Consider the following 25,330-nt stretch of genomic DNA (forward strand, 5'->3'; position numbering starts at 1 on the left):
GCGCACCTCACAACTGACTGCTTACTCACTCTTCACACTACAAACTTTAGCTTAGATAGACCGTAAGGTCATCGTTACACTATTTTATAACCCGCCTTAATGGATCAGCGACTCACTCAGCAACCGTCCAGCCCCAATCGCTCACGTCGCTGTTTGCCGCCAACCAGACGAAAACCAAATACGCTGCGACATTTTGATCCATTGCTGCCGGATCGATCTTGTCGAGCGTATCATCTGGGGTGTGATGCAAGTCGAAGTAGTCGCTGCCATCTTGCACGAACCGGAAGCCGGGAAACCCCAAGGCATTTAACGGGCTCAGATCTGGACCGCTAGACCTCGCGGTGTCACTACCCGGTGCAATGCCAAGCGGCTCTACGAGTTCTGCTATTTTGTCGGCTACCGGCGCGGCCGCCTCGTTTATATTTCGCGTGATCTTCCAGATTCGTCCGGCACCAAAGTCGCTCTCTGTGCCAATAACGTGCTTTCTAAGCTCCGCCTTGTGGGCTTTTGCGTAGGCGTATCCTCCCAACAGTCCCACCTCTTCCGCACCCCAGAGAACGAGCCGTATGGTTCGTCGCGGTTTTAGCCCTCGACTTTTAATCTGACGCAGCACCTCCATCGTGATCGCAACACCCGCGCCGTCATCAACAGCCCCCGTGCCTAGATCCCAACTATCAAGGTGGCCTCCGATAACAACAATTTCATCTGCAAGGTCCGTTCCCGGAATGTCCGCAATGACATTTCCACTCTCAACCACCCCCGTGTAATGGGGCGTCAGCGTCATCTTCACGGTAATTGTCTGGCCTCTTGCGGAAATTCTCTCCAGCTGGTCGGCATCGGGATTTGATAAAGCGGCGATGGGAATGGGTGTAACGTCGTCTGCATAGCTCATATTCCCCGTATGAGGCATACGATGGCTATCGGTTCCGATCGACCTTATCAGTGTTGCTATGGCGCCCCGACGCGCAGCCTCAACGGCACCCGCTGATCGAAGGCGGACGAAATGACCATAGGATGAACCGTCTTGTGTTTTCTGCATTCCATGACCGACATACGCTATTTTCCCGCTCAGGGAACCTACCTCTGCTGCCATCAACTCCGCGAGGGTTTCGAAAAGAACCACCTCTGCTTCCACCCCGGCATCAGCCGTTGCTATGCTGTTCCCGAGCGAGGTTATAGAGAGTTTTTGAGGGAAGGGAGCGACGATTTCAGCGACTTCAGTACCCCTCTCCCAACCATCCATGGCAAAGCGTTCAACTCTTACATTCTCAAAGCCATAGGACGCGAGCTTGGTTACCGCCCAAGCGCGGGCTCTCGCCTCCGCTTCGCTACCAGCCAGCCGCGGCCCTACTTCAGTTGTGAGGCTCTCCACGATATTCCACGCTCGCGACCCTACCAACGCCTCATCACGGAGTTGTTTGGCAGTGGATATTGTCTCGTCCGATAAAGGCGTTGCGCTTACTGTAGCGGCCCACCAGGACATGACTACCAAGGTCAATGATGTTCGTCGTTTCATGCTGCGAATCCCCGTTTTTGTCCTTTGTACCATAGCAAAATCGTTTTCAAGACGGATAGATTTGCTTGGAACTTTTGACCACCGTTAATGATCTAAACGGATCACATCACACAAGCTAGGCGGTGGAATGAATCGACATCTAGACTCGAGACCCAAAGGCGCAGCTCTCCTGGGACTGCTTTGCATCGCCTCGATGACCGTAAATGCGGAAACCCGCTTCGAAGTAACGGGGAAAGGATTTATCGACGTAGCACCGGATGAGGCTACCTTTCAGGCTACGGTGACGGAAGTGACCGAAAACGTAAAAGACGCGCAAAGTGCCGTGAATAATGTGATTGCAAATCTGGAAAACGCGGTAGCCCAATACGACCTTAAAAAAGGTAGCGTTGATTCAAGTGCACTCTCTTTTAATCCACAATATGAATGGGACCCGTCATCTAAAAAGCAGGTATTCGTCGGTTACCGCGTTTCGCGAAACTTAACGTTCACAAGCAAAAGTGTTGCTGACGTGGGCTCGATTGTACAGTCACTCGCCGTCTTCGGCGCAACGCAAATCAGTCCGCCGATTTTCGGTTATTCTCAAGGGGAGCAAGCAACAGCAGATGCCATGCGCAACGCCGTCAAGCATGCATTGGGAAAGCTTGAGTTGATGGCCTCAGCGGCCGATATGTCCGTTGATAAAGTCGAGTCCATTACTGAGATCACAGGATACTCACGTCCCCCCGTACAAGGTGTTGCGCGTTTCGAGTCAGCGGATTACTCAGACGCGCCCCCTTCCGTCTCGGTGGGAACAATTCGGTACTCTTCCAAGGTGCAAATTATTGCAACGGCTTATTAAATAAGTAGGGCTTGGATATCACATCACTCACCCCTATTATTACCTAACTATTCATGCAATGAGATCAGGAGATTGATCATGGCGGAAAGACGTGTAGATGTGGCAGCGGCTCGCTTTGACAGTGCGACGCTGGAAACGAACAAAGTACTCAAAAATACCTACATGCTCTTGGGTATGACGCTGGCCTTTAGTGCAATTACCGCTGGCGTATCGATGGCACTGAATCTTCCAGCCATTATGGCGCTAGTATTTTCCATCATCGGATTTGTTCTTTTGTTTGTGGTTCAGCGGATGGCCGACAGTTCAAAAGGTTTGCCGGCAATTTTTGCCTTTACGGGTTTCATGGGGGCAAGCCTTGGACCACTCCTCAATGTCTACCTTGCAATGCCCGGTGGCGCATCACTCGTAACACAGTCGCTCGCGGGTACCGCCTTTATTTTCTTCGGGCTCTCTGCTTATGCGCTTCAAAGTAAGCGCGATTTCTCCTTCATGCACGGCTTTTTGTACGCGGGCCTAATAGTTGTGTTGGTAGCGATGATCGCCAACATTTTTCTTGGTATTCCTGCTCTCTCGCTGACCATCTCAGCAGCAGTCGTAATGATCATGTCAGGATTAATTTTGTTTGATACGAGCAGAATCATCAACGGTGGCGAGACAAACTATATCCGCGCGACGGTGGGTTTGTACTTAAGCATTTACAATATTTTCATTCATCTACTCTCTCTTTTAGGCGTTTTGGGCGGCGACGATTAAGTCGTGTTGCTTCGCACGAACCCCGGCTTGCCGGGGTTTTTTATTCCTTCATGAAACCAATTGCCCTACTTATTAAAGCCGATGCCACTGATACGCCAGCGGCTTTGCGCTATGCCAACGCACTCGTCAATGCGGGAAATCCGCTGGTCGGCGTATTCTTTCTTGGTAAAGGTGTCCGTCAAGCGGAGCAACTAAGCCACCAAGACTGGAGAGACCTCAAGCATCGCTCGGGTGCCCCTCTTACGCTTTGCAGCGCGTCGGCCGATAAATTCAGCGTTCAAGGTGATGAAGACTTCATCATTGCAGGACTTGGCGAACTGATTACAAGTGGCTTGCACGGTAACAGGGTGGTCAGTTTTGGGTGAGGCGTCCTCGTGGTTATTCGTCGTGACCTGCGCCCCCTATCAGCACGGTCTGGACAGTGATCCTGCCATTGATACGATTATGGCGGCTGGCGCGTTTGGGCAGGAAGTCGCAGTGCTGTTTATGGATGACGGACTTCAGTACCTGCACACCGACTTGGCTCCAGCTGAGGGACAGAGTGATCTCAGGAAGTTATTAAAATCACTCCCACTGTACGATGTGGAGCGGGTTCACGTGCTCGCTCAAAGTACGCCAGAAACTGCTGCTCTCAGCCTGCCGGCGGATTTCATCTCTAAACCTGATGTCTTAGCGCTAATTGCAAGCGTTGATCATGTGGTGACGTATTAATATGACAGTGCATTTAGTCAATAGAACTGAGCACCTTGCAAGTGTTGCAAAACTCGTCGCGCGGGATGATGTTGTCATCTTTACCGCCCCTGAAATCGATGCAAAGCTCCTTCACATTCTTCCCAATGAGTCGGTTACCGTCCATGTCCTTGAGGGTACTCTGATACACAATGCGCACCCAGGCAGTCATCAGACTCCGGGGCAAATCTCGGAGACGGATTGGGTACGCTACACTTCGGCTGACGAGGCCGTTATTAGCTGGGGGTAACGTGCAGTCGCCTATCACCAATGACATGCTTGATAACAACGGATTTCTCGCTGATCGGGGGCTGTGGTCGCCCGAGGCGGCACACGCGTTTGCAGAGCTAGAAAATATTCAGCTAACCGATGCGCACTGGGAAATACTCACATTGATTCAGGCCTTCTACGATGAGTACGATGCCTCGCCCGCAAATCGAGCGCTGGTAAACTACGTAAAGGCTGCACTTGGCGCCGAAAAGGGTAACAGTATTTATCTAATGACATTATTCCCCGGCTCCCCAACCCGTCTTGCGAGTCGAATTGCCGGCTTGCCCAAGCCCAAGAACTGTTTATAACCGTGCTACCCAAAGATTTCGCTCCACAAGCCTACGACACACTGCTAAATGAAAAGATCAGTGCTATCGCTCCACGGTTTAACGCGCTAGGCGCGCCTGCCCCTAGCGTTTTTGCGTCACCCACAGCGTCCTTTCGTATGCGGACTGAATTTCGCGTATGGCATGACGGAGACTCCCTCGACTTTGTCATGTTCGACAGAGAAGCACCTAAGATCCCTGTACCCATTGCTACATTCCCCATAGCAAGTGAAGCGGTTCAGGCTGTTTTCACGCCGCTTAAGGAGGCGCTAAAAGCGAGCCCTGAGCTTAAAAGAAAGCTTTTTCAGGTTGAGTTTCTCTCTACGCAGTCGGGTCAGGTTTTAGTGACGCTTATTTATCATCGTCAACTCGATGGAAAGTGGGAGCAAGCTGCACGGGGGCTTTCTGAACAGCTAAACATTTTGATGATTGGTCGCTCTCGTGGCCAAAAGATTACCCTCACTCAAGATTGGCTTGAGGAGACGCTCACGATCAATACGCGAGTATTTAAGTACAAGCAGCCAGAACAGGCCTTCATTCAGCCCAACGCCTATGTCAACGAGCGCATGATCGAGTGGGCGATGAGTCAGATATCAGGTCCAGACTCGGATTTACTAGAGCTTTATTGCGGTATCGGAAATTTTACTATCCCATTGGCAACCCAATTTCAGCGTGTTCTCGCTACAGAAGTGTCTAAGGTTGCCACCCGGGCTGCCGTTGAGAATCTTGCATTGAACGGCGTTACAAACGTTGAGTTTGCGAGGCTGTCTGCCGAGGAAATGACTATCGCAATGGCGGGTACACGCACATTCAGACGTTTAGCATCACTAGAGACCGCCCTTGAGGACTACAATCTTCATACTGTGTTTGTGGATCCCCCCCGGGCTGGCCTTGATACTGGGACGCTCGATCTTGTCAGTGGGTTTGAAGAAATTCTCTATATAAGCTGTAACCCCATGACATTATTAGATAATTTAGAAACGCTAATCAAAAGCCACTCGATCGAGTCACTGGCATTTTTTGATCAGTTCCCCTACACCCCTCACTTAGAATGTGGCGTTCATCTAAAGCGTCATCAGGACTCAAAAGCATGAAGCAGTTAAGTACGACTCAAATTGATTACGCTTTAAAAACGAGCTTAAGTCGCTGGCATCAAGACGGCGATTTTCTCCGGCGTGACTTTGAATTCAAGGACTTTGTAACCGCCTGGGGTTTCATGAACCGCGTCGCCTTACTCGCCGAGAAGGCTGATCACCATCCTAACTGGGAAAATGTCTACAACAGGGTCACCATTCGCCTATCGACGCACGACGCGGGGGGGCTAACCGACAAGGATTTACAACTCGCCGGCAACATAGACAAATGCGTGGTCTAAACTACCGACTAGGTCAATAAAAAGTTCTCTAAAGCCTCGGTTACCGCATCGTCAATCAGCATTGGCGCGTGACCCACATCGGCCACCTCTAAATAAAGCAGGTCAGGAACGCTTTGGATCATCCTGTCCTTTATGTCGGCATCCAATAGATCCGAAATAGCACCGCGTATTAGCATAAGGGGCTGACTCTCCAGTTGGGCGTATACCGACCAGAGATCTGGCGGTAACGCACTACCCTCATCCGACCTGACCGCCTGCGATATGGCAGGATCGTAATCTAGAAAAGGGGCGCCGTTTCGCTCCCCAAAGAGCTGCCTTGTGAAGTCCCTCCATTGCTGATCGCTCAGAGACGGAAATGCGACAGCGTTAATCGCACGATTGTACGCAACGGCCTCCTCCCACGTGGAGATAATCCCGCCCTGCCCGACATAGCCACTAATTCGGTCTAATCCCTCTTTGGACAGTTCAGGTCCGATGTCATTGAGAACGACATGGGTGAAAACCCCGGGACGCATCGCGTTCATCACCATAGCCATCAGGCCACCCATCGAGGTTCCCACCGCGGCAACATGGTCTTCACCTACCGCTTCCAAGAGTTCGAACATGTCGTTGACGTACGTCGGAATGCCATAGCGGTCTGGCTGAGAGTCCCACTCTGACCTACCGCGTCCGCGCTGCTCAGGTACTAAGACTCGGAAATGCAGGGATAATCTATCGGCTAGCACGTCAAAATCGCGAGAGTTTCGAGTCAAACCATGCATTAACAGCACGCAACCAGCACGATCGTCTGGGCCCGTATAATCCCTCGCATAAAGTGTGAGTCCATGCGGCACTTGGTAATAGAAATCGCTAAAACGCCTCATCGCTCACCTCGCACCCACTCCCCGTGCGTTACCGCAGACGCCACAGAGCCACGAGCGCTTGCACACGAGTGCATATCAGCCGGGATAAACGCTTGAAAGGCCTTGATAGACGGCGTCGGCAAAGTCCTTTTCTGTGGCATCTAAGCCACTCAAAATGTCAGACAGGTGCTCGTTATCCTCGCGTCCATTCCAGACTTTTATGTAGGAACCATCCTTGTAACCGTGGTCTTGTCGGAAAAAATTAAGTACGTTTTTACCGACATACATCCGATACAGCTGATCGAAGCTAAGGTCGCTAGCTCGCATCAACGCCAAAAACGCCGGCGTCGAAAAAGACCCACTGGTTATGCAAGCGGCCGCCAGCGCTTCCGAGGCAGCCAGCAAACTTAACTCAGGAGCGGGTTCGCCACTGAGGTCTTCACAGATCGTGGTCGCCAGTGCTTCAGTGTCGTTCGCGGTGACCATCAAGGCTGACATGCCAAAGTGCCAAATATCCACCACTTCAAGCTGAATCTGTTCGATGTCCGGTTCGGCGTGCTTCCACCACTTGTAACCTGCGTGGTCCATGAGTTCAGCGCACTCGATCCAGGCTGCGCGGTACCACTCGTACCCCTGCTTCCGCCAGTTTGGATGAACCTTAGTGTTCATCTTATCTTGAAGATCCAGCATGGTAAGCACAGCGGTGAGCATCGATTTTGTCCTATGTGTTTTCAGGTAGTGACGTTAACATGGCGCGCGTTTTCTTAACTACATTTTCGGGAATGAAATATGAGCCATGCCGACCCCATTGAACGTTTAAACAGTAATCGCCCACCCTTTATCGAGTTACTGAATGGTCGTGTCATTGCCAGCGATAGCGAAAAACAAAGCTGCACTTTTGAGTTCCGGCCCACCAAAGATCACTGCCACTCCATCGACGTTGTGCAAGGCGGCTTCATTACGGTCATGCTCGATGCTGCCATGTCGCACGCCGTTTTCGCGCATTTAGGTCCAGAGGGCGTTATCGCACTCTCCAGTTATGAGGTGACGACCCGATATCACGCCGTAACCCGAGGGGAACAGGGCCCGGTGTTCGCTAGAGGATGGATTCGCCAGGCAACATTTAAAACAGCCTTTTTAGAGTCGGAGCTACTCGACGAACACGGCAACCTACTCGCCACGGCCCAGAGCGTGGCCAAAATCGTCCGAGCAAAACCGGCATAGCGCTGAGAAGGCAGTCCGCTCGATGCTTTAGACTGTCAACATTAGGCCGGAATATGTAATTTCTACTCTTCAATCGACGGGCCATCGGCGACATAGTCGTAAAATAGATAACTTCCGAGGTGCTGGCTTATGAAAACAATCACTCTTCTCTTGGTAGCTGCAATGCTCGCAGGCTGCGCTGCGTCTAAGCGCTTTGTCGACGAGCCCATCATCGATCGCAAGGGTGTTGACATGACCAAGTACGCAATCGACAAGGCCGAGTGCCAGCAGTACGCCGAAGAGGTGAAGCAGGGTGAGAAAGTCGCTCGCGGGGTCATAGGGGGTGCTGTTGTAGGTGGTGCTATCGGCGCGATCGTCAACCGTAGCTCTAATTCAGCTGAGCGTGGTGCAGGCGTCGGCGCCGTGACGGGCGGTGTGAGAGGAACCCAAGAGGGAATTCGCGAGCAGGAAAAAGTCGTTAAACAGTGCCTTCGTGGAAGAGGCTACCGGGTACTTAACTGACCCAAAAGGACCAGGAGCACCCCGTGAGCCCGTTCAGCTTTTGGGTGCCCTACTCGTAACTTTCGGTAAGGGCTTGGTATACCGCAATTTTGACATCTGCGCGAAACGGCCAAGGGCTTTGCATCAGCTGAATCATACTTACGACCACCAGCTCCTCGACTGGATCGACCCAAAATATAGTCCCGGCCGCACCGCCCCAGTTGTACTCACCATCACTACCCAATACGCCAATAGCGGCTGAGTCGGTGACCACACCAAGTCCCAAGCCAAAACCAAATCCCGGCCGGCCAATATCATCCGTTGGCGTCTGTCCCCAGGCCGCATGCATTGAATCCTCAGCTAAATGATTCCGCGTCATGAACTTAATAGTTTTCGGGCCCAGAATTCGCACACCGTCCAATTCACCACCACGGCGCAACATTTCCGCGAACCGCGCGTAATCCATAGCTGTAGAGACAAGACCCGCTCCACCAGCAAAAAGCGTCACATCGAAGAAGTCTGAGAGTGCGACCCCCTTCCTGTAACCATAAGGCGCTGGCGCATAGTCAGAGTTGACCAAAGTTCCGGTTTCTGGATTTATGAAGTGGTTCTGCGTAAATCGATCGCGCTTATCTTCTGGCACCTCAAAAAAGGTGTCATTCATCTCTAGCGGCTCAAGAATGTGCTCCTTGATGTACTCATCAAGTCGTTGACCCGAAATGCGCTCGACGATCAAACCGGTCACATCCACCGCGACCGAATAGTGGTAACGCTCGCCGGGCTGAGACCGCAAGGGTAGCTTTGCAAGCCGCACAACAAATTCGTCAAGGTTAGCTGCCGAGGAAAGGTCCGCACGAAGATACAGCTGGTCGACTAGATCATTTTGTGCATTAAACCCGTAGGACATTCCCGCCGTGTGCATCAGCAACTGATGCATCGTCATCACTTGTTTTACTGGCTCAAACTGACCGTCTTCGTTCAACACTTTGAGATCTTTAAGCTCAGGCACAAACTTGGTAACAGGGTCTGAGAGCTGGAACTTCCCCTGCTCGTACAACTGCATTGCCGCCACCGACGTCACAGGTTTAGTCATGGAGTAGATACGAAACAAATCGTCAACCTCCATGGCCATCTCGTTTTCCGAGCCGCGCTTGCCCGTCGCTTCGTAGTGGACAACATTACCGTTGCGTAGCACGAGATTGACGATGCCGGCTACCCGCCCCTCGTTTACGTATTTCTCGGACAATGCCGACAGCCGCTCAAGGCGCTCACTAGACACCCCTTGCGATTCAGGAGAGGAAGTTGCGAATTCCTCAGCGACGCTAAGTGAAGACAGGTTTACGAGTGCGGTAAGTGCAATAATGCGAAAACGCTTTGCTTTCATAAAAACTTTGCTCTTTTTTATTTGAAATTTGGTTTGGTTTGGTGAGTGGCTACTTGTGTCAGTAAACCGGCGCAAACATAGCACAAGACCACCAGAAGTGAGCTTATGTCACGACGTCGACTCGCTTATCGATAAAGTCTGGGGACCGGTTTGAGAGGGGTGCAGCCACTTAATTGATTGAGCAAAGCGGCCCCCGAGGCCGGGACATAAATATTATTAAAAACAATAAGTTACTAGCCCCCAATCTACTTTTTACCCAATCATATAAGCCTGTAAAGGAACAGTGTTCCGGTTAGCCAAACTCCCGTACCACCGTATTGTAAAACTTTACTAAGTAGCGACGGGCTCCGGTTTATTGCTCCGTATAACCACTAAAAATAAACCGCTATCGCACTCAACAGACACAGCGGCGGCTGATACATCCCAATTTAGGAACGATAATGAACGACTTCAGAAAGCATTACCTCGCCGTAGTTCTGATTAGCGCCACCCTGGGGGGCTGCAGCGGCGGCGGAAATAATGGATCAGCCGCAGTGGTCGACCCAGAGCCCTTACCACCTCCAACTGCCACGCCAGCCGTTAATGCTGGGAATGATCAAGATATTACCGAAGATGCCCTTGTCAGCCTTGAAGCTACCACCTCAGGGTTTAGCAGTAACGCATCCCTCACCTACAACTGGCGCAGAGTCGACGGCCCTTACATGATTTTTAGCGATGCGAGTGTCGCTGATCCTCAGTTTATAGCTCCAGATGTAGCATCAGAACAGCAGATAAGTCTGGAGGTTACTGCCAGCGACGGCACAACCACCGTCACGGACACCTTGGTGGTCACTGTCGCGCCGGGAGAAGAATCACCGCTGACCAATGCCATATTTAATGGCGAGTTATCCAGTGCCGACTACTGGCATGCTGAGCCAAAAATCCTCTCCGCAGGCATGGGATTCGACAACATCATTGGTGTTAACGAGATCAGTGAAGCAGCAGCATTAGACGCTGGGGGCGCCTGGTATGGATCTGTGGCGTGCACCAGCGGTCAAGAAGCCTCCGATGCCAGTCGAACCACCATGGCTGCCGCAGCTGGGGTGAGTAACGTTTCCAAAGGCTACGCGGATTTTGACGATGGGCTGCCGATCGTATTCAGTTGGCCAATTGCCACTGAAACTGCTGATGTCAGCGATTTTCAGTTCACGCTCAATACGGGCGAGGTTGTGTTTCCAAACGCAGTCACCCTGCTACCTAACTGGGAATTGAATGAGCGCAATACGATCGTTGCATTCGGCGCCTTCGGGAATAGAGGGAAGCCATCAGAGTCTGATGCGGTCTATCCTGTGCGGCTCGATATTGCGGAGGACGCAACGCCACTGTTGCTGGTAGGACCCGGCGGTCAAGAATTCAACGCCGTGGGTTCAACGTGGACTTCTCCAGACACCACGGGCTATGGCGCGGGCCCCATACTGGTCGGTGCAAAGCTCAATGTCGTTGAAGCGATCCCCTCAGGTGAAGGTGGCCTTCCGCTTATAGAGCAAAACTCTGCTGCAATGCCGAATGACGAGGTCTCACTCTATGGCGAAGTTGCGGATTTCAGAATTCGCGTGCTAACCAGCGGTGGCTTCTCACCAGACGGCATAACAGGCTTACATCCCGACGATTATGAGGATTTCTTCCGCATACATGCTCGGGGGGTAAACGGGGAAACAGTGCTACTTGAGAGCACGGAACAAGATTATGCCGTAGATGGGGGCATGCTGCGGGTCTTGGGCCTATCGGATGTTGGGCAAGGGGTTGATGAGGGGAACGGCATCTTTTACGACGACTGCTACTCGGAAGATCGCGACAACTATATTGACATCATTCTTAGTGGCGACCTGGATGCGGCGCGGAGTGTTACGCACGTTGAGATCCCGTCACTTGCAGCTGGTTATCGGGCCTTCTACAACCCCGGCGGCCCTGGGCCAGAACCCTTTGAGGGAATCAGGTATACCGAGCCAGGCCCCGCGGATCTAGAACCCGTAATCATCGCCATCGACGACCCCATGCGGGTGTCAAGATCGCCACAGCAGTAGCCTACAAACCCGGAAGTTTTGATCGCTCACCGCGTATTTACAGCAGTGCTTATATGGTCCCCGGGGCCGGACTTGAACCGGCACGCTCGCAATGAGCGGGGGATTTTAAGTCCCCTGTGTCTACCAATTTCACCACCCGGGGTGCGGGCGAGCGCGCGATGATATCACGTCGAACGGGTGACGCACGCCCAAATGAGAGTGTTAAAGTACTCACAGTACAAAAAATTTTAAAAAGAAAAGGGGCAGAAGCCAGTGTCAGCGCAACGCGGAGAATTTGGATCTCGTTTTGGTTTTATCATGGCGGCCGCAGGGTCAGCCGTTGGACTCGGCAATATTTGGGGGTTTCCGACGCAGGCGGCTAGCAATGGTGGCGCGGCCTTTGTACTCGTCTATCTTGTGCTCGCTTTTTTACTCGCATACCCCGTTCTCATGGCTGAGCTGACACTAGGCCGTCATGCCCACGGCAATATGATTGCAGCGCTTGCTAAAGTGTCCCGAAATGGCACACAACGTGGCATCGGCACACTGGTTGGTATCGTCGGTATCTTCACTGCAAGCCTTATTCTGAGCTTCTATGCAATCGTATCGGGGTGGATGCTCGGTTTTGGTGCCGCCTACCCTCTTGCTGCGATGGGTGCCTCAGACACCTCAACGTGGCTTACTACCTTTGGCGAATCACGTAACTTATTGCTAATGCTTATCTTCATGGCGCTGACGATGGTCGTTGTCGCCGGTGGTGTTGAAAAGGGAATTGAACGATGGTCAAAACGGTTGATGCCCGCCATGATCGTGACGCTTGTGCTGCTATCGGGCTACGTGCTGACGTTAGACGGCGCGAGTAAAGGTCTCGCCGTCTACCTCATCCCCGATGTCTCCAAAATCCTTTCCACAGAATTGGTCTTCAATGCCATGGGCGCGGCCTTCTTCTCACTTTCACTCGGCGTTGGCACCATGCTTATTTACGGCTCGTACATTTCCGATGAAGAGCACTTGCCTACGCTCGGCGCACAAGTCGCGCTGGTCGATGTGGGTATTGCAGTACTGGCGGGCTTTTTGATTCTCCCCGCCATGTACGTCGCCGCTGAGCGTGGCGTGATGATTTTTAACGACGCGGGCGGGCTGCTGTCGGAAGACACCCTGATTTTCACCGTATTGCCAGCGTTGTTCGAATCGATGAACGAATCTGGGACCTTTCTCGCCTTAGCCTTCTTCGGTTTAATGAGCATTGCAGCTCTTACCTCCTCCATATCCATGCTCGAAGTGCCAGTCTCATTTTTGGTTGAGCGCTTCAATTGGGGACGTACGCAGGCGGCGTTCGTAGCGACCCTCATTATCACCCTCATGAGCGCGGCTATTGTCCTCAACTTCGACGACTTATTTGGCTTGGTAATAACGGTTAGTACACGCTTCTCTCAACCCTTATTAGGCTTTGCACTATGCATTTATGCGGGGTGGGTATGGCGTCGCGATAGCTTGTTAACGGAGCTTGCTCAAAACGAAGCCTCTGGTGAGCTCACGCTGTTTATGAAGTGGTGGCCGCTGTACGCTCGATTTGTCTGCCCAGCGATTATCGCACTCATACTTCTGCGTTCACTCTAATGGCTAAGTAAAGCGGCCACCGCGCCGCTTCCACGAACCCATCAGGTAACGAAATGGTAGGCGTATCATGTAGAGAATGGGTTTGAGACCAAAAAAAAAGCCTCCAGCGTCGCCGCTGGAGGCATGTACTTCTTACTACGGTCTGGACCGGTTTAACAAACTACAAAATCGACGACAGGACTTAGCGGGGACTGCGAATGATCCGCGTTAGCTCCTCACCGCGCCCCTCTAGTGCTGCTTGAAGGGCCTTCTCCATGAGGTACCGCGCTTGGGCGGTGTAGGCATAGATGCAGGAGTGCACGGCTGCCTCGTGCCAGTTCTCGACGCTGCAAGCCGTTGAGTAGGTTTCAAACTCACTCAACGTCTTGATAAGGTCGGAAATGTGCTTTGGGCATTCGCAGTCAAGTAAGCTTTTTAACTTACCCGCCGCGTTAAGCGTGCTGTCGTCGTACATCCGTGGCTTGGCTTGAATGAGCTCGCCCAAGTTAATCTCGCCCTGCTTAGCCTCGTGATCAATAGCCACCCGACCTAACTCGAAAGCCAAACGTGCTGATTCCGGCGGGTATTCGAGAGCCGACATACCGCGGCGCTCGATTTCTTCGATCCACCGTTGGTTGCACAGTTGATACAACACCAATGTTCGTTTGGCGCCAAGACGATTTGCGAGTGTGTCCATGGCGTTGATATTCGTCATGGATACTGAAGGGCAATGAACGACAAGCATGTCCGCCTTTTCGTCCTGATCGAGCGTATCGACAGCATTCGCCAACGGCATGCGAGACAAAAACGCGCTGATATTCGAGAGACAGCCTTGGTGTCCGTCCAGCCACTGACACAGTTCAGGGCCCACAAAGACGACTTTTGACTTCGATGCGGGTATTGCCTTGGCCATTCGGCTCCCGCGATTACTAACAAGCAGTTCAAGTGTCTTTCTGTCAGACGAAGCAATTTCGCCAATACGAACACCGTCCTCGACGAGCGCCGTGATCAACTGGAGATGCTCAAGGTCTGACTGGGTAAACAGCCGCCGCCCTGATGCCGATTTGTAGCTGGCCCCCAGGCCGTACCGTCTCTCCCAAACGCGGAGCGTGTCGGGCTTCAAGCCGGTTAATCTTGCGACCGTACCAATCCCATAAAGCGGGCGTGGCTCTAAAATATTTGGTGCCTTAGCTGGTGCGTTCATGAATTTCCCCGGTTGTTTGTTCGGTAACTGTCGTGATTTACGGGACAAATTGCGGTTTAGATCAGGACATATTGCGCGCGTCCAACTCTTGTTCAACTCCTAGCTGGACAATGTCCAACTTTCGCTGGGCAGCGCCGAGGTAGCGCCGTATAGATGGTATTCCTATCGAGGCACCGGTCATGATCGACAACACTGACGAGAAAGACATCGAATTAATGTTCGCCGAAGCGCGGCGTTATGACCTCCTGACAGCTGAGCAAGAGCAGCAAATAGATGCCGCCAAATGGCAGGCGGTTCGCGAGCTGTATGCGCTCATCGCGAATGAGGAAGAATTGAGCGACTACTTAGCCACGTTTTGCGATCAGTGTTTGGTCAATCCACCGCAGATACAGCGGTTTCCGAACCGTGACCTCCATTTCGTTTTGAGGCGAGAACTCGCGGCCCTTTTTAGCGACGGCAGTCACAGTGCGCAATCACGTGAGGCCGCCCAGAAACTCGGCACACTGAAAACGTCCTCCGCGCGACTCAAATACGTTGAGGGACTTGAGTTGCCCGCAAGCCTTACAGTGGGGATTGCCGTGGCGATACTGCGTCGAGCAGGCGGGCAGTTTGCCGATACGGTGTCTGATGCTATCGGCCATTGGCAGCGACACTGGCAGACCCCCGTGCCCTCCTTTGCACTTGAGCAGGAGACATTGGCTCAACTAAAACAGAAGCTCCGCAGGTATACCGAAGCCCGCGATCGTCTCGTCATGCATAACCTGAGGCTGGTTTACTCCATCGCCTCCCGCTACAAAGGGCGAGGGGTCGGCTACCTCGATCTGGTGCAAGAAGGTACGCTGGGACTCATTCGCGCAGCGGAAAAGTTTGAGTACGAGAAGGGCTTTCGCTTCAGTACCTACTGTTTTAATTGGATTACCCAGGCCGTTAGGCGTTACGTCGGCGACGCCGGCACACTGATTCGCTTCCCCACACACGTCCAAGAACAGATTGGTAGGCTCTACAAGGAGCGGTACGCGGAGCAGGCAAGGACCGGTCAAGAAGCGGATACGGAGACCTTGGCCGCAAACGCAGGCATGGATCCGGAAAAAGCACGAGAGCTTCTGCAACTGCGAAACTTAACGGTCTCGCTGGACGCACCAAAATACGATGATGAAGACGACCAAAGCATGGTCGACACCCTCGTGGGTGAGACGTTTGGCGGGGCAAGCGATGACGCCGAGCAGGAGTCCTTAGGTAAGTTTTTGGGCCATGCGATATCGCGCCTTGAGTCAAATGAACGCGAGGTGGTAAGTGCGCGCTGGGGACTAAACAATGCCCCTCCCCTGAGCCGAGCAGAGATAGCAGACAAGCTGGGCGTAAGCCGAGAGTGGGTGCGTCAGCTGGAGCGTTCGGCTTTAAAGAAGCTCAAAGGACAAATTGACGTTCAGAAAACCTTCGATGACTACCAGCACAGCAGCAATTGGTAGCGTCACCGCGTCAAGGCGGACACTGCTGAAGCAATCGTTGGGTGTTTGAAACCAAAGTCATGTGCAGTCAGCGTATTGGGTAACACCCGCTGTCCTGTCAGCAGCAGTTCGTCCGCCATCTCCCCCAACATCACTCGCATCACGGGGGCTGGCACGCCCAGTTTTAGCCAAGTGGACGAGCAGGCCTCCACGGCGGCTGCGAACGTGCGGTGTGTAACCGGTTCGGGCGCCGTCATGTTTACCGGCCCTCTTAGTTGCTCATGATCTAAGCAAAAGCGTATCGCGCTGACCATATCGTCGATATGGATCCAACTTAACCAATGCCGCCCTCGGCCCATCCAAGACGACACACCGAGCTTAAAGGACTGCGTCATTTGGGGGTAAGCACCCCCGTTTGCCTCAAGTACCACACCCGTTCGAAGCAACACTACCCGCGTGTGTTCTGATGCCGCTTTTTGAGCCTCGGCTTCCCAATTTGCGCACAGCTCCGCTGAGAACCCCGAGCCCTTGCTGTCGGTTTCAGTGAACGATGCACTATCACTCTCACCATAAAAGCCAATCGCACTGCCGCTAACAAACACCTTCGGCATGCCTATTTGCGTCAAATGCTCGATTAGGTCTCGTGTTAAGGCGATTCGACTACTCAAAATTTCGCGCTTGTACTGTTCGCTCCAGCGGCGATCAGCCAGCCCTGCCCCCGCGAGGTTTACCACCGCATCGAGGTCCTCGGGTATATCCTTTAGTTGCCGGATGTACCGAATGCGCTCTTCTGACCGAAGTGTCTGGCGGGTAAATACAGTGATTACGTGTCCGTCCAACAGCAAACTTTTGACCAAGGCACGTCCAATTAGTCCTGTGCCACCTGTCACCAATATGTGCATAGCCGCTATATCCTTTCGCGTCATTAAGCCCAACAACCAACGAGCAGTAACCAACGTATACGTACAATGCAGAAAACGGTTGAATCACTTCCTACTTGGCTTCGTCGCATTGAGCGCTGGACCGTTCTTACCGGCGCCGGTGTCAGTGCGGCCTCTGGCATACCAACGTATCGCGATCGAGATGGGCGATGGCTTCGCGTTGATCCGATTCAACATCGAGAATTTGTCGAATCTTACAGTAAACGGCAACGCTACTGGGCGCGATCTATGGTGGGCTGGACGGGCGTGGATGCGGCCATACCAAATGCTAATCACTATGCGCTGGCGGCGCTGGAACGTGCGGGTAAGATCGATACGCTGATAACGCAAAATGTCGATCGCTTGCACCAGCGGGCTGGATCAAAAAATGTGATCGATCTGCATGGTCGGCTGGACCGTGCGGTGTGTCTTGATTGCGGCGCCCACGAGACAAGGGAGTCTTTGCAGGCACGGTTACTGGCAAATAATCCTTTTGTTCCAGAATACCGCCACATAGCGCGGCCCGATGGTGATGCAGACGTTCCCGAGGATTACATCTCGCGAATAAGCATCCCCGATTGCCAGTCTTGCGGCGGTACACTCATGCCTGACGTGGTGTTTTTTGGGGGCACAGTGCCAAAGCCACGGGTCGAGCTCTGCTCTGATGCCATCTCACGCTCGAGTGGATTACTGGTCGTCGGTAGTTCCTTGCAGGTCTATTCGGGTTTTCGGTTTTGTCGTCAGGCGGAAAAACACCGGATTCCAATCGTCATTGTTAATGAAGGCCAGACACGTGCAGACGATCTGGCCACCCTTAAAATCTCAGCTAATGCGATGCAACGTTTGGTTGCCGCCGTAGACGAGCTTGTCCCTTCAACGGAGAAAAAAACCGCGTGAGCACGACCATTGTTTTATTCAGGCAGGATCTCAGGCTTCACGACCACCCAGCGCTCACAGCAGCCTCACAACGCGGTGCCGTCATTCCCGTGTTCGTTCTTGACGATGAAGCCTGCGGGGATTGGCCCATGGGTGGCGCGAGTCGCTGGTGGCTCAAACAGAGCCTCCTAAAACTGGGACGTTCGATCGAGCAAATGCAGGGCAAGTTGGTGCTTCGCAAAGGTGACACAGTGGAGGTGCTGCGTGAGCTTCAAGCGGCGTCAGGGGCTGATGCGATCTATTTCTCTCGACAATACCAGCCATGGGCTGCAGGAACGGAAGCCGCCATCAATGAAGCCTTCAATGAGATTGGCGTCTCCGTGAAACGCTATCCGGGGACACTGCTTCATGAGCCAGGATCAGTACTCACTGGCTCGGGTACAGCATTCAAGGTCTTCACACCCTTTTGGCGAGCGGCGCTAAAAATGCCGATCGCCGCGCCGCTTCCTGCTCCGGCGGTTCAGTGGTCTGACGCCATGCCGGTCAGCGATGAGCTAGACGACTGGAAGCTGGACCCGAAGCAACAACATGGGATCCCCGATTGGGCGGATGGCTGGGAGGCGATGTGGGAGCCGGGTGAAGACGGCGCTCACCATGCTTTGGAGAGGTTTTTAGAAGCACCTGTTGCGCACTATTCCGAGGGCCGGGACATACCGGCAAAACGTTATACCTCACGCCTCGCGCCGCACCTTAAATTTGGGGAAATGTCACCCCGACAAGTCTGGGCCTCAGCACAGCAACGAAAGCTATCTGCGCCGCAGTGGAATGGCGCTATAGATAAGTTTCTCGCCGAAATCGGATGGCGAGAGTTTTGCTACCAACTAATCGATCTGTTCGGTGCCATGCCTGACCGCCCATTTAAACAACAGTTTTCAGGTTTTCCCTGGGATAACAGTGTCGATCATCTGCGCGCTTGGCAACGTGGCATGACAGGCTATCCCATCGTCGATGCAGGGATGAGAGAACTGTGGCAAACGGGTTTCATGCATAACCGCGTTCGGATGATCGTTGCCTCATTTTTAACGAAGCACTTGCTTGTCCATTGGATAGAAGGTGAACGGTGGTTCTGGGATTGCCTTTTAGACGCCGATATCGCCTCAAATGCCTGCAGTTGGCAATGGGTTGCCGGCTCCGGGGCTGATGCGGCACCCTATTTCCGTATCTTCAACCCCATTGCTCAAGGCCAAAAATTCGATCCTGAGGGCGACTACGTTAAACGTTGGTGTCCGGAACTGGCAGAACTTCCAAAGAAGTTCCTCCATGAACCCTGGGAGGCGCCTGCGTTGACCCTAGCCGGCGCCGGTGTCGCGCTTGGCGAAAACTATCCGCACCCCATCGTTGACCATAAAACCGCTCGGCAAGGAGCTCTTGACGCCTACGAAGTCATCAAGAAAGCAGGCTAAGCCTCATCGATAATCGCCACTGCTCGCGTCCACCCGGCCGAGCCACCGCGGACTTTGTGAGGGAAGCAGCTGACCGTGAAACCATGGTCGGGCAAAACCTCTAGATTGTGCATCTTCTCAAGGTGGCAGTAGCCGATATCGCGTCCGGCCTTGTGCCCCTCCCAAATAATACGTGCGTCTTTGTCTGCGGCGTAGCGCTCAGCGGTATAACTAAACGGCGCATCCCAACTCCACGCATCGGTCCCGGTGACACGAACACCCCGCTCTAGCAGGTACATTGTCGCTTCATAACCCATCCCAGCCCCTGCATTCACATAGTCTTCGCTTCCGTAACGCTTACCTGCGGAAGTATTGACAAGAACGATGGTTAAGGGCGATAGATCGACCTCTATTCGCGCAAGCTCAGCCTCAACGTCGGCCGCAGTCACGACATACCCATCTGGCTTGTCTCTGAAATCCAGCTTCACTCCGGGCTGGAAACACCATTCAAGGGGCACCTCATCGATGGTGATTGCCCTCTCAGCACCTCCCGCTTTGTTATTCATGGTGCTGTGGTAGTGGTAAGGCGCATCAAGGTGCGTTCCGTTGTGCGTGCAGAGCTGAACCATCTCGATCGCCCAGCCCTCGCTGTCTGGCAGCTCAGATTTATCGAGGCCCTCAAAGAAGTCAGCCATTTGCTCGGCTCCCGCATCGTGCCGAATGTAGTCAATTTTTGGACGCATGGGTGGTGGGTCACTCACCACGTCATTTTCGAGATAAATAGACAAGTCGATGAATCGGCGCACGGTTGGCCTCCTCTGCTAGCTCATAAACAATTCGTTGCAATCATGTCTGACTTTACCCGCACTAGCAGGTGACATCTAACACTTATGCATCTTGGCAAAATTCATTCTCGAGACTAATGTTCACGACAAATTAATGTGTTGTGGATGCACTATGAATTTCTTCAATAAAAAACTACTGCTTCTGAGCGCCGCATGCTTGAGTCCACTCGCCAACGCCGAGGCGCCCTATCCGTCAACCTACACGGCACCTGAGCACAATCCAACGCTGATCACCAACGCTACGGTGTTGACAGGAGATGGTCAGCGTCTTGAGGGCGCCAGTGTTTATTTTGTGAACGGCAAAATCGTCGAGGTAACTGACAGTGCGCCCGAATTGGCAGCCAATACACGAGTGATCGATGCGAAGGGACGATGGGTCACGCCCGGCGTGATTGACGTGCACTCGCATTTAGGGGTCTATCCCTCCCCTGATGTTGACGCGCACTCAGATGGAAACGAGGCGACAGCGCCCGTCACGGCCGAAGTTTGGGCAGAACACAGTATTTGGCCACAGGACCCCGGTTTTGGCCGCGCGCTGGCCGGTGGCGTCACGACGCTGCAGATCTTGCCAGGCTCGGCAAACTTGTTCGGTGGACGTGCCGTCACTTTAAAGAATGTCGCTTCGGTGTCCTATCAAGGCATGAAGTTTCCCGGCGCGCCCTATGGCCTAAAAATGGCCTGCGGCGAGAATCCAAAACGGGTCTACGGCAGGAAAGGCAGTGGGCCGTCTACGCGCATGGGTAATATCGCAGGCTACCGAACAGCATGGATCAAAGCGCAAGACTATCGTGATGAGCACGCCCAATACGCTGCGCTAACTCGCGAAGAACAAAAAGAGACCACAAGGCCAAAACGTGACCTCGAACTTGAGACACTCGCCGGGGTGCTCGACGGAGAGATCATCATTCACATGCATTGTTACCGAGCGGACGAGATGCTAACCATCTTAGATCTCGCTAAGGAGTTCGATTACAAGGTGGGTACATTCCACCACGGTGTCGAGGCCTACAAGATTGCCGATGAACTTGCAGAAAATGATGTCTGCGGGGCGCTGTGGGCTGACTGGTGGGGCTTCAAGATGGAAGCCTACGATGGAATTCAGGAAAATATTGCCCTCGTTGATCGTCCCGACGGCAGTTGTGCCGTCGTGCACTCCGACTCTGATGAAGGCATCCAGCGACTGAATCAAGAAGCAGCCAAAGCCATGAGCCGCGGGGTCAAGGCGGGATTAGACATTCCGCCCGAGCGTGCGATCACGTGGATTACATCTAACGCCGCGAAGTCACTCGGCATTGAAGATAAAACGGGGACACTTGCAGCAGGAAAGATGGCTGATGTTGTGCTGTGGAGCGGTAACCCTTTTAGCGTGTATACCAAAGCCGACCACGTCTTTATTGACGGCGTCCACCGCTACGACAGGTTGAACCCTGAGTTACAGCCGGTTTCTGATTTCGAGCTTGGACAACTACTGGAGGCGGGAGAATGAAGCGTTTATTGATTGGCCTTTTGATTGCCCCATCCGCTTTTGCAGACAGCGTTCTTGTCACAAATGCAAATTTGATGAGCATGGGGCCGCTGGGTACGCAACATGGCGTCAGTGTGCTGATCGAGGATGACGTTATTGCTGACATTGGGACAAACATTACGACTGTTGCAGATACCGTCATCGATGCCAACGGCGCGATTGTGACACCCGCATTATTTGCAGGCGCTACCGCCACCGGTTTGGTGGAGGTCAATGCGGTTCGAGAATCAGCCGATGGCTCAATGAGTGACACCAAGGACAACACGGTCCAGGTCGGGTTCGACGTACGAGACGCCTACTCCCCAATGTCGTCGGTCGTGGGCGTGACGCGCGTGGAGGGCTTTGGCTATTCGTTGCTAATGGCGAGTGGCGGCCAGTATTCTGTCGCAGGTAGAGGATCGCTTGTGGACTTTGACGGCGGGTTCGAGAGCTTTAATGGCAGCGATGTTCTATTCGTCGATGTCGGTGGCTATGCCGCTGACAAGGTCGGTGGCTCGCGCGCTGCCCACTGGATGTTACTCGACGGGATCATGGCTGACTTAAAGCGTCGGAGTTCCGAGCGGGAGTACTTGAGTCAGTCAGGTAAAGAGCACCTAAAAGATCTTACCAAGAATGGCGTATTCGTATTTAGTGCAAACCGTGCGGCCGACATCAGAAAGGTCATCTCCTTTTCAAACGAATACCGTCTGAACAGTGTTATCACCGGAGGCCGTGAAGCTTGGCTTTTAGCTGATGAATTAGCAGCGGCAGACATCCCCGTGATGGTTAATGGGCTCGATAACCTGCCCTCAAATTTTGATGCGCTTGGTTCCCGCTTAGACAATGCGGCTCTTTTACATGACGCAGGTGTGCAAGTCCTGTTCACCAGTGGCGAGACTCACAATGCACGTAAAGTTCGCCAAGGTGCCGGGGCAGCGGTAGCTCATGGCATGCCGCACGAAGCCGCTGTCGAGGCCATGACGACTACGCCTAGCCGTGTTTTCGGTGGCCGTGTCAGAGCACTAGAGGTTGGAAACCGCGCAGATATGGTTATCTGGAGTGGCGATCCGCTTGAGGTCACAAGTTATGCCACCAGTGTCATCCTAAAGGGTGAAGTGACCTCAATGGCGACGCGTCAGAGTAAACTACTTGAGCGCTATCTTCCCGAAGATGCAGGTCTTGGTCGGGCGTACATCAATCGGTGATTTAGTCACTCGACGATTCGTTTATGCGCGATAGGGTTGCGGTCGTCGAATGACCCTCAAGAAAATCCAGAATAATGACTTCGCCACCCGTGGCGATGACATGTTCATGCCCTGCGATGTCAGCGACGGCGTAGTCTCCCCCTTTAACCAAGACATCTGGTGAAACTGCCTCTATCAAACGCGCAGGCGTATCTTCAGTAAACGGCACGACGTAGGAAACCGACCTGAGGCCCGCTAACACCTCCATGCGCGCGCTCAACGCGTTTACTGGCCGCTCTGGGCCTTTTAAACGGGACACCGAGGCATCGTCGTTGACCGCAACGATCAACACATCACCGAGCGCTGAAGCGGACTCTAGATAGCTAACGTGCCCTGGATGAAGAAGGTCAAAACAGCCGTTCGTCATAACCACACGTTGATTGTTAGCTTTGATTTGCGACAGCGCCGCCAACAACGAAGTCTCGTCGACAACACCAAAATCCGGCGGCACGTTAACGACGGACTCGCCATTTGCCGCAAGCGCCAATTCATCACGAGATATGGATGCAGTTCCCACCTTACCAACAACCAACCCCGCGGCAATGTTGGCAAGTCGCGTTGCATGCTCGAGAGAGGTTTGACTGGCAATACCCGCTGCAACCGCCGAAATAACCGTATCGCCCGCCCCCGTTACATCAAACACCTCTTTGGCCAGCGCGGGCAGATGCAGTGCTTCCCCCGCTCTAGGCTGGAGCGTCATGCCACGCTCGCTTCGTGTGACTAAAACGGCGTCAAACTCAAACTCCTGACAAAGCGCCCTCGCTGCCGCACTAATTTTGGTATCTGACTGCTCGCAGGGACCCGCAACCGCCTCAAACTCCGAAAGATTAGGCGTGATCATTGTGGCACCACGGTATCGCGAGAAATCGCTACCTTTTGGATCGACAAGGCAGGGGATTTTTTGTGACCGACAGACCTCTATCAACGCCTCAACGCGGCATAAAGTGCCTTTTGCGTAATCGCTGAGCAGGACAACATCGTGTTCAGCAATAAGATTGCTTACGTATTGAATGAACATATCGTCAGCGTAGTCGTCGAAAGGGGCTTCGAAATCCATGCGAATGAGCTGCTGATTCCGGCTTAAGACCCTAAGCTTGACGATTGTTTCAGCGGCGCATGGCATCACCGACCATCTCACTCCACGGCTTTCGACAGCCCTTCGTAAAACGTTTGCGTGCTCGTCGTCACCCGCCAGGCCCGAGAGCGTGGTACTTACGCCTAAAGCAGCCAGATTCACCGCTACGTTCCCTGCACCACCGGGACGGTCGTCAACCTCACCAACATTGACAACGGGCACTGGGGCCTCCGGACTCATTCGCGTTGCGCTGCCATGCCAGAATCGATCCAACATGACATCGCCAATGACGAGGACCTTCGCCTTTCCAAAATCCGGGATATTAGCCATGAACTATTTCTCTTTCCTTATCCACCTGCTGAGGTGGCACAGCCAAAACATGCTCTAAGGCATCCAACACCTCCGATGGGACTAACGCAGCCATGCAAGTAAACGCGCCACCACAACTCGGCCGTCGCTTACAGGGCGCACAGTCTAGATCGTGGTAAATCACACGGACATTATTGCGCTCTGTTTCCGTGTAGGGACAGGTAGACCCAAAAAGCGCCACCGTTGGTACCCCTGCAGCAACTCCCATATGCGTAAGGCCGGTATCGACTCCGATAACTGCTCTGGCCTTACTGACCAAGCTCGCACTGACACCCAAAGGGTGGGTCCCCACCCAACTTTCTGCGTTCAGCCCTTTGAGCATTTCGGCCGCCTCGGCACGATCCGCAGGTCCTCCAAGGCAGGCCACTTTATGTCCCTGAGCAACCAGTGTCTGAATGAGGGAGCGCCAGTGCGCCCTCGTCCAATGCTTCTGAGGTCGCGTGGTAAAGGGCGCTACTGCGATATAGCTCATTGGCGCGGCAATCGCCTCAGCTCTTGATTGATCTTCATCCGTCACGCCAAGAACCATCTTAAATTCCTGAGTATCCCAACCCAGTTCTTCGGCTAACCCAAGGTATTCTGAGCTGATTCTGGACGTTATTTGCTTGGGGTATCGTTGGGTGAGCAACAGTCCATTAGGCTCCTTTGAATGAAAGCCAACGCGCTGGGAGCTACCCGTCAGCCAGGCCAAAAAAGCACTTTTTAGCAAACCCTGTGCGTCTACCACCAGGTCGTAATCTCTCGATCGAAGTTCTCGCCTGAAACCGGTAATGGCCTTAAAAAGCGCTACTAGGCGCTTCTCTTCCCAAAGCGCTCGCCATTCTTGGCGTGGCCAGAGAATAACGCGTCCAATAGACGGCATACCTACGAGTAGCGGCCGTACCACGCCCTCTGCTAACCAGTCGATTTCAGCATCTGGAAATTGACGTTTACAGGCTTCAACCAATGGCGACGCAAACACCACATCGCCGATTGCACTAAGACGGATGATCAGAACACGCTTTGGGGAAGATACTGACATTGTC

Annotated in this window: 26 protein-coding genes and 1 tRNA gene; 17 read left to right on the forward strand and 10 right to left on the reverse strand. The window is 53.2% G+C overall.

The genetic code is table 11. The annotated features are described in order from the left end of the window. Positions 1 to 112 precede the first annotated feature (112 nt). Positions 113 to 1,516 (reverse strand): M20/M25/M40 family metallo-hydrolase, encoded by a 1,404-nt coding sequence (locus tag E0F26_RS09140; RefSeq protein WP_279241352.1) that lies wholly within the window; start codon positions 1,514 to 1,516, stop codon positions 113 to 115. Positions 1,517 to 1,643: 127 nt separating this feature from the next. Between E0F26_RS09140 and E0F26_RS09145 the strand changes: the two genes are divergently transcribed. The 8 genes from E0F26_RS09145 (at position 1,644) to E0F26_RS09180 (ending at position 5,807) form a co-directional block, all read left to right on the forward strand. Continuing rightward, positions 1,644 to 2,354, forward strand: a complete 711-nt coding sequence (locus E0F26_RS09145; RefSeq protein WP_279241353.1) for an SIMPL domain-containing protein — start codon at positions 1,644 to 1,646, stop codon at positions 2,352 to 2,354. Between the two features lie 78 nt (positions 2,355 to 2,432). After that, complete coding sequence (locus tag E0F26_RS09150) at positions 2,433 to 3,107, forward strand: Bax inhibitor-1/YccA family protein (RefSeq protein WP_279241354.1); 675 nt, start codon at positions 2,433 to 2,435, stop codon at positions 3,105 to 3,107. 50 nt (positions 3,108 to 3,157) lie between these two features. Then, positions 3,158 to 3,472, forward strand: a complete 315-nt coding sequence (locus tag E0F26_RS09155) for a DsrE family protein (protein ID WP_279241355.1) — start codon at positions 3,158 to 3,160, stop codon at positions 3,470 to 3,472. Continuing rightward, entirely contained in the window at positions 3,465 to 3,818 is a 354-nt protein-coding gene (locus tag E0F26_RS09160; protein WP_279241356.1) for a DsrE family protein, read from the forward strand. Before E0F26_RS09155 ends, E0F26_RS09160 begins: the two co-directional genes overlap by 8 nt. Before the next feature lies 1 nt (position 3,819). Continuing rightward, positions 3,820 to 4,086 carry a hypothetical protein gene (locus E0F26_RS09165; protein WP_279241357.1) on the forward strand — a complete coding sequence of 89 codons (267 nt, stop codon included), beginning with the start codon at positions 3,820 to 3,822 and terminating at the stop codon, positions 4,084 to 4,086. A gap of 1 nt (position 4,087) precedes the next feature. Further along, on the forward strand, positions 4,088 to 4,414 hold the full coding sequence (locus E0F26_RS09170; RefSeq protein WP_279241358.1) for a TusE/DsrC/DsvC family sulfur relay protein: 327 nt from the start codon (positions 4,088 to 4,090) through the stop codon (positions 4,412 to 4,414). 2 nt (positions 4,415 to 4,416) lie between these two features. Next, the gene (gene trmA / locus E0F26_RS09175) at positions 4,417 to 5,526 is read left to right on the forward strand and encodes a tRNA (uridine(54)-C5)-methyltransferase TrmA (protein WP_279241359.1); all 1,110 of its coding nucleotides are present in this window, start codon (positions 4,417 to 4,419) and stop codon (positions 5,524 to 5,526) included. Further along, positions 5,523 to 5,807 carry a 4a-hydroxytetrahydrobiopterin dehydratase gene (locus tag E0F26_RS09180; RefSeq protein WP_279241360.1) on the forward strand — a complete coding sequence of 95 codons (285 nt, stop codon included), beginning with the start codon at positions 5,523 to 5,525 and terminating at the stop codon, positions 5,805 to 5,807. The genes trmA and E0F26_RS09180 overlap by 4 nt, the downstream gene beginning before the upstream one ends. An 8-nt stretch (positions 5,808 to 5,815) precedes the next feature. On the opposite strand, the gene E0F26_RS09185 is transcribed toward E0F26_RS09180, so the two are convergent. Beyond that, complete coding sequence (locus E0F26_RS09185; RefSeq protein ID WP_279241361.1) at positions 5,816 to 6,670, reverse strand: alpha/beta fold hydrolase; 855 nt, start codon at positions 6,668 to 6,670, stop codon at positions 5,816 to 5,818. 75 nt (positions 6,671 to 6,745) lie between these two features. Further along, entirely contained in the window at positions 6,746 to 7,360 is a 615-nt protein-coding gene (locus E0F26_RS09190; RefSeq protein ID WP_279241362.1) for a dUTP diphosphatase, read from the reverse strand. Between the two features lie 78 nt (positions 7,361 to 7,438). Here E0F26_RS09190 and E0F26_RS09195 point away from each other — a divergent pair, with 78 nt between their 5' ends. Then, on the forward strand, positions 7,439 to 7,873 hold the full coding sequence (locus E0F26_RS09195) for a PaaI family thioesterase (protein WP_279241363.1): 435 nt from the start codon (positions 7,439 to 7,441) through the stop codon (positions 7,871 to 7,873). Positions 7,874 to 8,002: 129 nt separating this feature from the next. Then, positions 8,003 to 8,374 carry a glycine zipper family protein gene (locus E0F26_RS09200; protein WP_279241364.1) on the forward strand — a complete coding sequence of 124 codons (372 nt, stop codon included), beginning with the start codon at positions 8,003 to 8,005 and terminating at the stop codon, positions 8,372 to 8,374. Positions 8,375 to 8,423: 49 nt separating this feature from the next. On the opposite strand, the gene E0F26_RS09205 is transcribed toward E0F26_RS09200, so the two are convergent. Continuing rightward, complete coding sequence (locus E0F26_RS09205; protein WP_279241365.1) at positions 8,424 to 9,737, reverse strand: serine hydrolase domain-containing protein; 1,314 nt, start codon at positions 9,735 to 9,737, stop codon at positions 8,424 to 8,426. A gap of 440 nt (positions 9,738 to 10,177) precedes the next feature. Between E0F26_RS09205 and E0F26_RS09210 the strand changes: the two genes are divergently transcribed. After that, positions 10,178 to 11,800, forward strand: a complete 1,623-nt coding sequence (locus E0F26_RS09210) for a PKD domain-containing protein (protein ID WP_279241366.1) — start codon at positions 10,178 to 10,180, stop codon at positions 11,798 to 11,800. 54 nt (positions 11,801 to 11,854) lie between these two features. Here the strand turns inward: E0F26_RS09210 and E0F26_RS09215 are convergent. Next, positions 11,855 to 11,942: transfer RNA gene (locus tag E0F26_RS09215), tRNA-Leu, on the reverse strand. 110 nt (positions 11,943 to 12,052) lie between these two features. Between E0F26_RS09215 and E0F26_RS09220 the strand changes: the two genes are divergently transcribed. Beyond that, complete coding sequence (locus tag E0F26_RS09220) at positions 12,053 to 13,399, forward strand: sodium-dependent transporter (protein WP_279241367.1); 1,347 nt, start codon at positions 12,053 to 12,055, stop codon at positions 13,397 to 13,399. Positions 13,400 to 13,580: 181 nt separating this feature from the next. On the opposite strand, the gene E0F26_RS09225 is transcribed toward E0F26_RS09220, so the two are convergent. Further along, positions 13,581 to 14,582: a MerR family transcriptional regulator gene (locus tag E0F26_RS09225; protein ID WP_279241368.1), complete on the reverse strand. Its 1,002-nt coding sequence runs from the start codon at positions 14,580 to 14,582 to the stop codon at positions 13,581 to 13,583. A gap of 179 nt (positions 14,583 to 14,761) precedes the next feature. Here E0F26_RS09225 and E0F26_RS09230 point away from each other — a divergent pair, with 179 nt between their 5' ends. Continuing rightward, positions 14,762 to 16,051, forward strand: coding sequence for a sigma-70 family RNA polymerase sigma factor (locus E0F26_RS09230; protein WP_279241369.1), 1,290 nt, complete (start codon positions 14,762 to 14,764; stop codon positions 16,049 to 16,051). Between the two features lie 2 nt (positions 16,052 to 16,053). Here E0F26_RS09230 and E0F26_RS09235 read toward each other — a convergent pair whose 3' ends face one another. Next, on the reverse strand, positions 16,054 to 16,932 hold the full coding sequence (locus tag E0F26_RS09235) for a TIGR01777 family oxidoreductase (RefSeq protein ID WP_279241370.1): 879 nt from the start codon (positions 16,930 to 16,932) through the stop codon (positions 16,054 to 16,056). A 57-nt stretch (positions 16,933 to 16,989) separates the two neighbouring features. Here E0F26_RS09235 and E0F26_RS09240 point away from each other — a divergent pair, with 57 nt between their 5' ends. Further along, positions 16,990 to 17,847 (forward strand): NAD-dependent protein deacetylase, encoded by an 858-nt coding sequence (locus tag E0F26_RS09240; RefSeq protein WP_279243220.1) that lies wholly within the window; start codon positions 16,990 to 16,992, stop codon positions 17,845 to 17,847. Continuing rightward, the gene (locus tag E0F26_RS09245) at positions 17,844 to 19,289 is read left to right on the forward strand and encodes a cryptochrome/photolyase family protein (protein ID WP_279241371.1); all 1,446 of its coding nucleotides are present in this window, start codon (positions 17,844 to 17,846) and stop codon (positions 19,287 to 19,289) included. Before E0F26_RS09240 ends, E0F26_RS09245 begins: the two co-directional genes overlap by 4 nt. Here the strand turns inward: E0F26_RS09245 and E0F26_RS09250 are convergent. Next, complete coding sequence (locus E0F26_RS09250) at positions 19,286 to 20,074, reverse strand: cyclase family protein (protein ID WP_279241372.1); 789 nt, start codon at positions 20,072 to 20,074, stop codon at positions 19,286 to 19,288. The two genes, E0F26_RS09245 and E0F26_RS09250, sit on opposite strands and share 4 nt — an antisense overlap. 151 nt (positions 20,075 to 20,225) lie before the next feature. On the opposite strand from E0F26_RS09250, the gene E0F26_RS09255 reads away from it, so the two are divergent. Together E0F26_RS09255 and E0F26_RS09260 are read left to right on the forward strand one after the other, a co-directional pair. Continuing rightward, the gene (locus E0F26_RS09255) at positions 20,226 to 21,599 is read left to right on the forward strand and encodes an amidohydrolase (RefSeq protein ID WP_279241373.1); all 1,374 of its coding nucleotides are present in this window, start codon (positions 20,226 to 20,228) and stop codon (positions 21,597 to 21,599) included. Continuing rightward, positions 21,596 to 22,822: an amidohydrolase family protein gene (locus tag E0F26_RS09260; RefSeq protein ID WP_279241374.1), complete on the forward strand. Its 1,227-nt coding sequence runs from the start codon at positions 21,596 to 21,598 to the stop codon at positions 22,820 to 22,822. The genes E0F26_RS09255 and E0F26_RS09260 overlap by 4 nt, the downstream gene beginning before the upstream one ends. A gap of 1 nt (position 22,823) precedes the next feature. Here the strand turns inward: E0F26_RS09260 and hldE are convergent, their stop codons facing one another. Together hldE and E0F26_RS09270 are read right to left on the reverse strand one after the other, a co-directional pair. Further along, the gene (hldE, locus tag E0F26_RS09265) at positions 22,824 to 24,266 is read right to left on the reverse strand and encodes a bifunctional D-glycero-beta-D-manno-heptose-7-phosphate kinase/D-glycero-beta-D-manno-heptose 1-phosphate adenylyltransferase HldE (RefSeq protein WP_279241375.1); all 1,443 of its coding nucleotides are present in this window, start codon (positions 24,264 to 24,266) and stop codon (positions 22,824 to 22,826) included. After that, positions 24,259 to 25,326, reverse strand: a complete 1,068-nt coding sequence (locus E0F26_RS09270; protein WP_279241376.1) for a glycosyltransferase family 9 protein — start codon at positions 25,324 to 25,326, stop codon at positions 24,259 to 24,261. The genes hldE and E0F26_RS09270 overlap by 8 nt, the downstream gene beginning before the upstream one ends. Between the last annotated feature and the right edge of the window lie 4 nt (positions 25,327 to 25,330).

This window comes from Candidatus Paraluminiphilus aquimaris, assembly GCF_026230195.1.
Lineage (GTDB): Bacteria > Pseudomonadota > Gammaproteobacteria > Pseudomonadales > Halieaceae > Luminiphilus > Luminiphilus aquimaris.

What these genes read in the sequence shown, in the direction of transcription:
- E0F26_RS09200 (WP_279241364.1), top strand. Translation starts at nt 8,003, where the DNA reads ATGAAAACAATCACTCTTCTCTTGGTAGCTGCAATGCTCGCAGGCTGC.
- E0F26_RS09225 (WP_279241368.1), bottom strand. Translation starts at nt 14,582, where the DNA reads ATGAACGCACCAGCTAAGGCACCAAATATTTTAGAGCCACGCCCGCTT.
- E0F26_RS09140 (WP_279241352.1), bottom strand. Translation starts at nt 1,516, where the DNA reads ATGAAACGACGAACATCATTGACCTTGGTAGTCATGTCCTGGTGGGCC.
- E0F26_RS09145 (WP_279241353.1), top strand. Translation starts at nt 1,644, where the DNA reads ATGAATCGACATCTAGACTCGAGACCCAAAGGCGCAGCTCTCCTGGGA.
- E0F26_RS09260 (WP_279241374.1), top strand. Translation starts at nt 21,596, where the DNA reads ATGAAGCGTTTATTGATTGGCCTTTTGATTGCCCCATCCGCTTTTGCA.
- E0F26_RS09185 (WP_279241361.1), bottom strand. Translation starts at nt 6,670, where the DNA reads ATGAGGCGTTTTAGCGATTTCTATTACCAAGTGCCGCATGGACTCACA.
- E0F26_RS09155 (WP_279241355.1), top strand. Translation starts at nt 3,158, where the DNA reads ATGAAACCAATTGCCCTACTTATTAAAGCCGATGCCACTGATACGCCA.
- E0F26_RS09150 (WP_279241354.1), top strand. Translation starts at nt 2,433, where the DNA reads ATGGCGGAAAGACGTGTAGATGTGGCAGCGGCTCGCTTTGACAGTGCG.
- E0F26_RS09210 (WP_279241366.1), top strand. Translation starts at nt 10,178, where the DNA reads ATGAACGACTTCAGAAAGCATTACCTCGCCGTAGTTCTGATTAGCGCC.
- E0F26_RS09235 (WP_279241370.1), bottom strand. Translation starts at nt 16,932, where the DNA reads ATGCACATATTGGTGACAGGTGGCACAGGACTAATTGGACGTGCCTTG.
- E0F26_RS09190 (WP_279241362.1), bottom strand. Translation starts at nt 7,360, where the DNA reads ATGCTCACCGCTGTGCTTACCATGCTGGATCTTCAAGATAAGATGAAC.
- E0F26_RS09270 (WP_279241376.1), bottom strand. Translation starts at nt 25,326, where the DNA reads ATGTCAGTATCTTCCCCAAAGCGTGTTCTGATCATCCGTCTTAGTGCA.
- hldE (WP_279241375.1), bottom strand. Translation starts at nt 24,266, where the DNA reads ATGGCTAATATCCCGGATTTTGGAAAGGCGAAGGTCCTCGTCATTGGC.
- E0F26_RS09195 (WP_279241363.1), top strand. Translation starts at nt 7,439, where the DNA reads ATGAGCCATGCCGACCCCATTGAACGTTTAAACAGTAATCGCCCACCC.
- E0F26_RS09180 (WP_279241360.1), top strand. Translation starts at nt 5,523, where the DNA reads ATGAAGCAGTTAAGTACGACTCAAATTGATTACGCTTTAAAAACGAGC.
- E0F26_RS09165 (WP_279241357.1), top strand. Translation starts at nt 3,820, where the DNA reads ATGACAGTGCATTTAGTCAATAGAACTGAGCACCTTGCAAGTGTTGCA.
- E0F26_RS09205 (WP_279241365.1), bottom strand. Translation starts at nt 9,737, where the DNA reads ATGAAAGCAAAGCGTTTTCGCATTATTGCACTTACCGCACTCGTAAAC.
- E0F26_RS09230 (WP_279241369.1), top strand. Translation starts at nt 14,762, where the DNA reads ATGATCGACAACACTGACGAGAAAGACATCGAATTAATGTTCGCCGAA.
- E0F26_RS09255 (WP_279241373.1), top strand. Translation starts at nt 20,226, where the DNA reads ATGAATTTCTTCAATAAAAAACTACTGCTTCTGAGCGCCGCATGCTTG.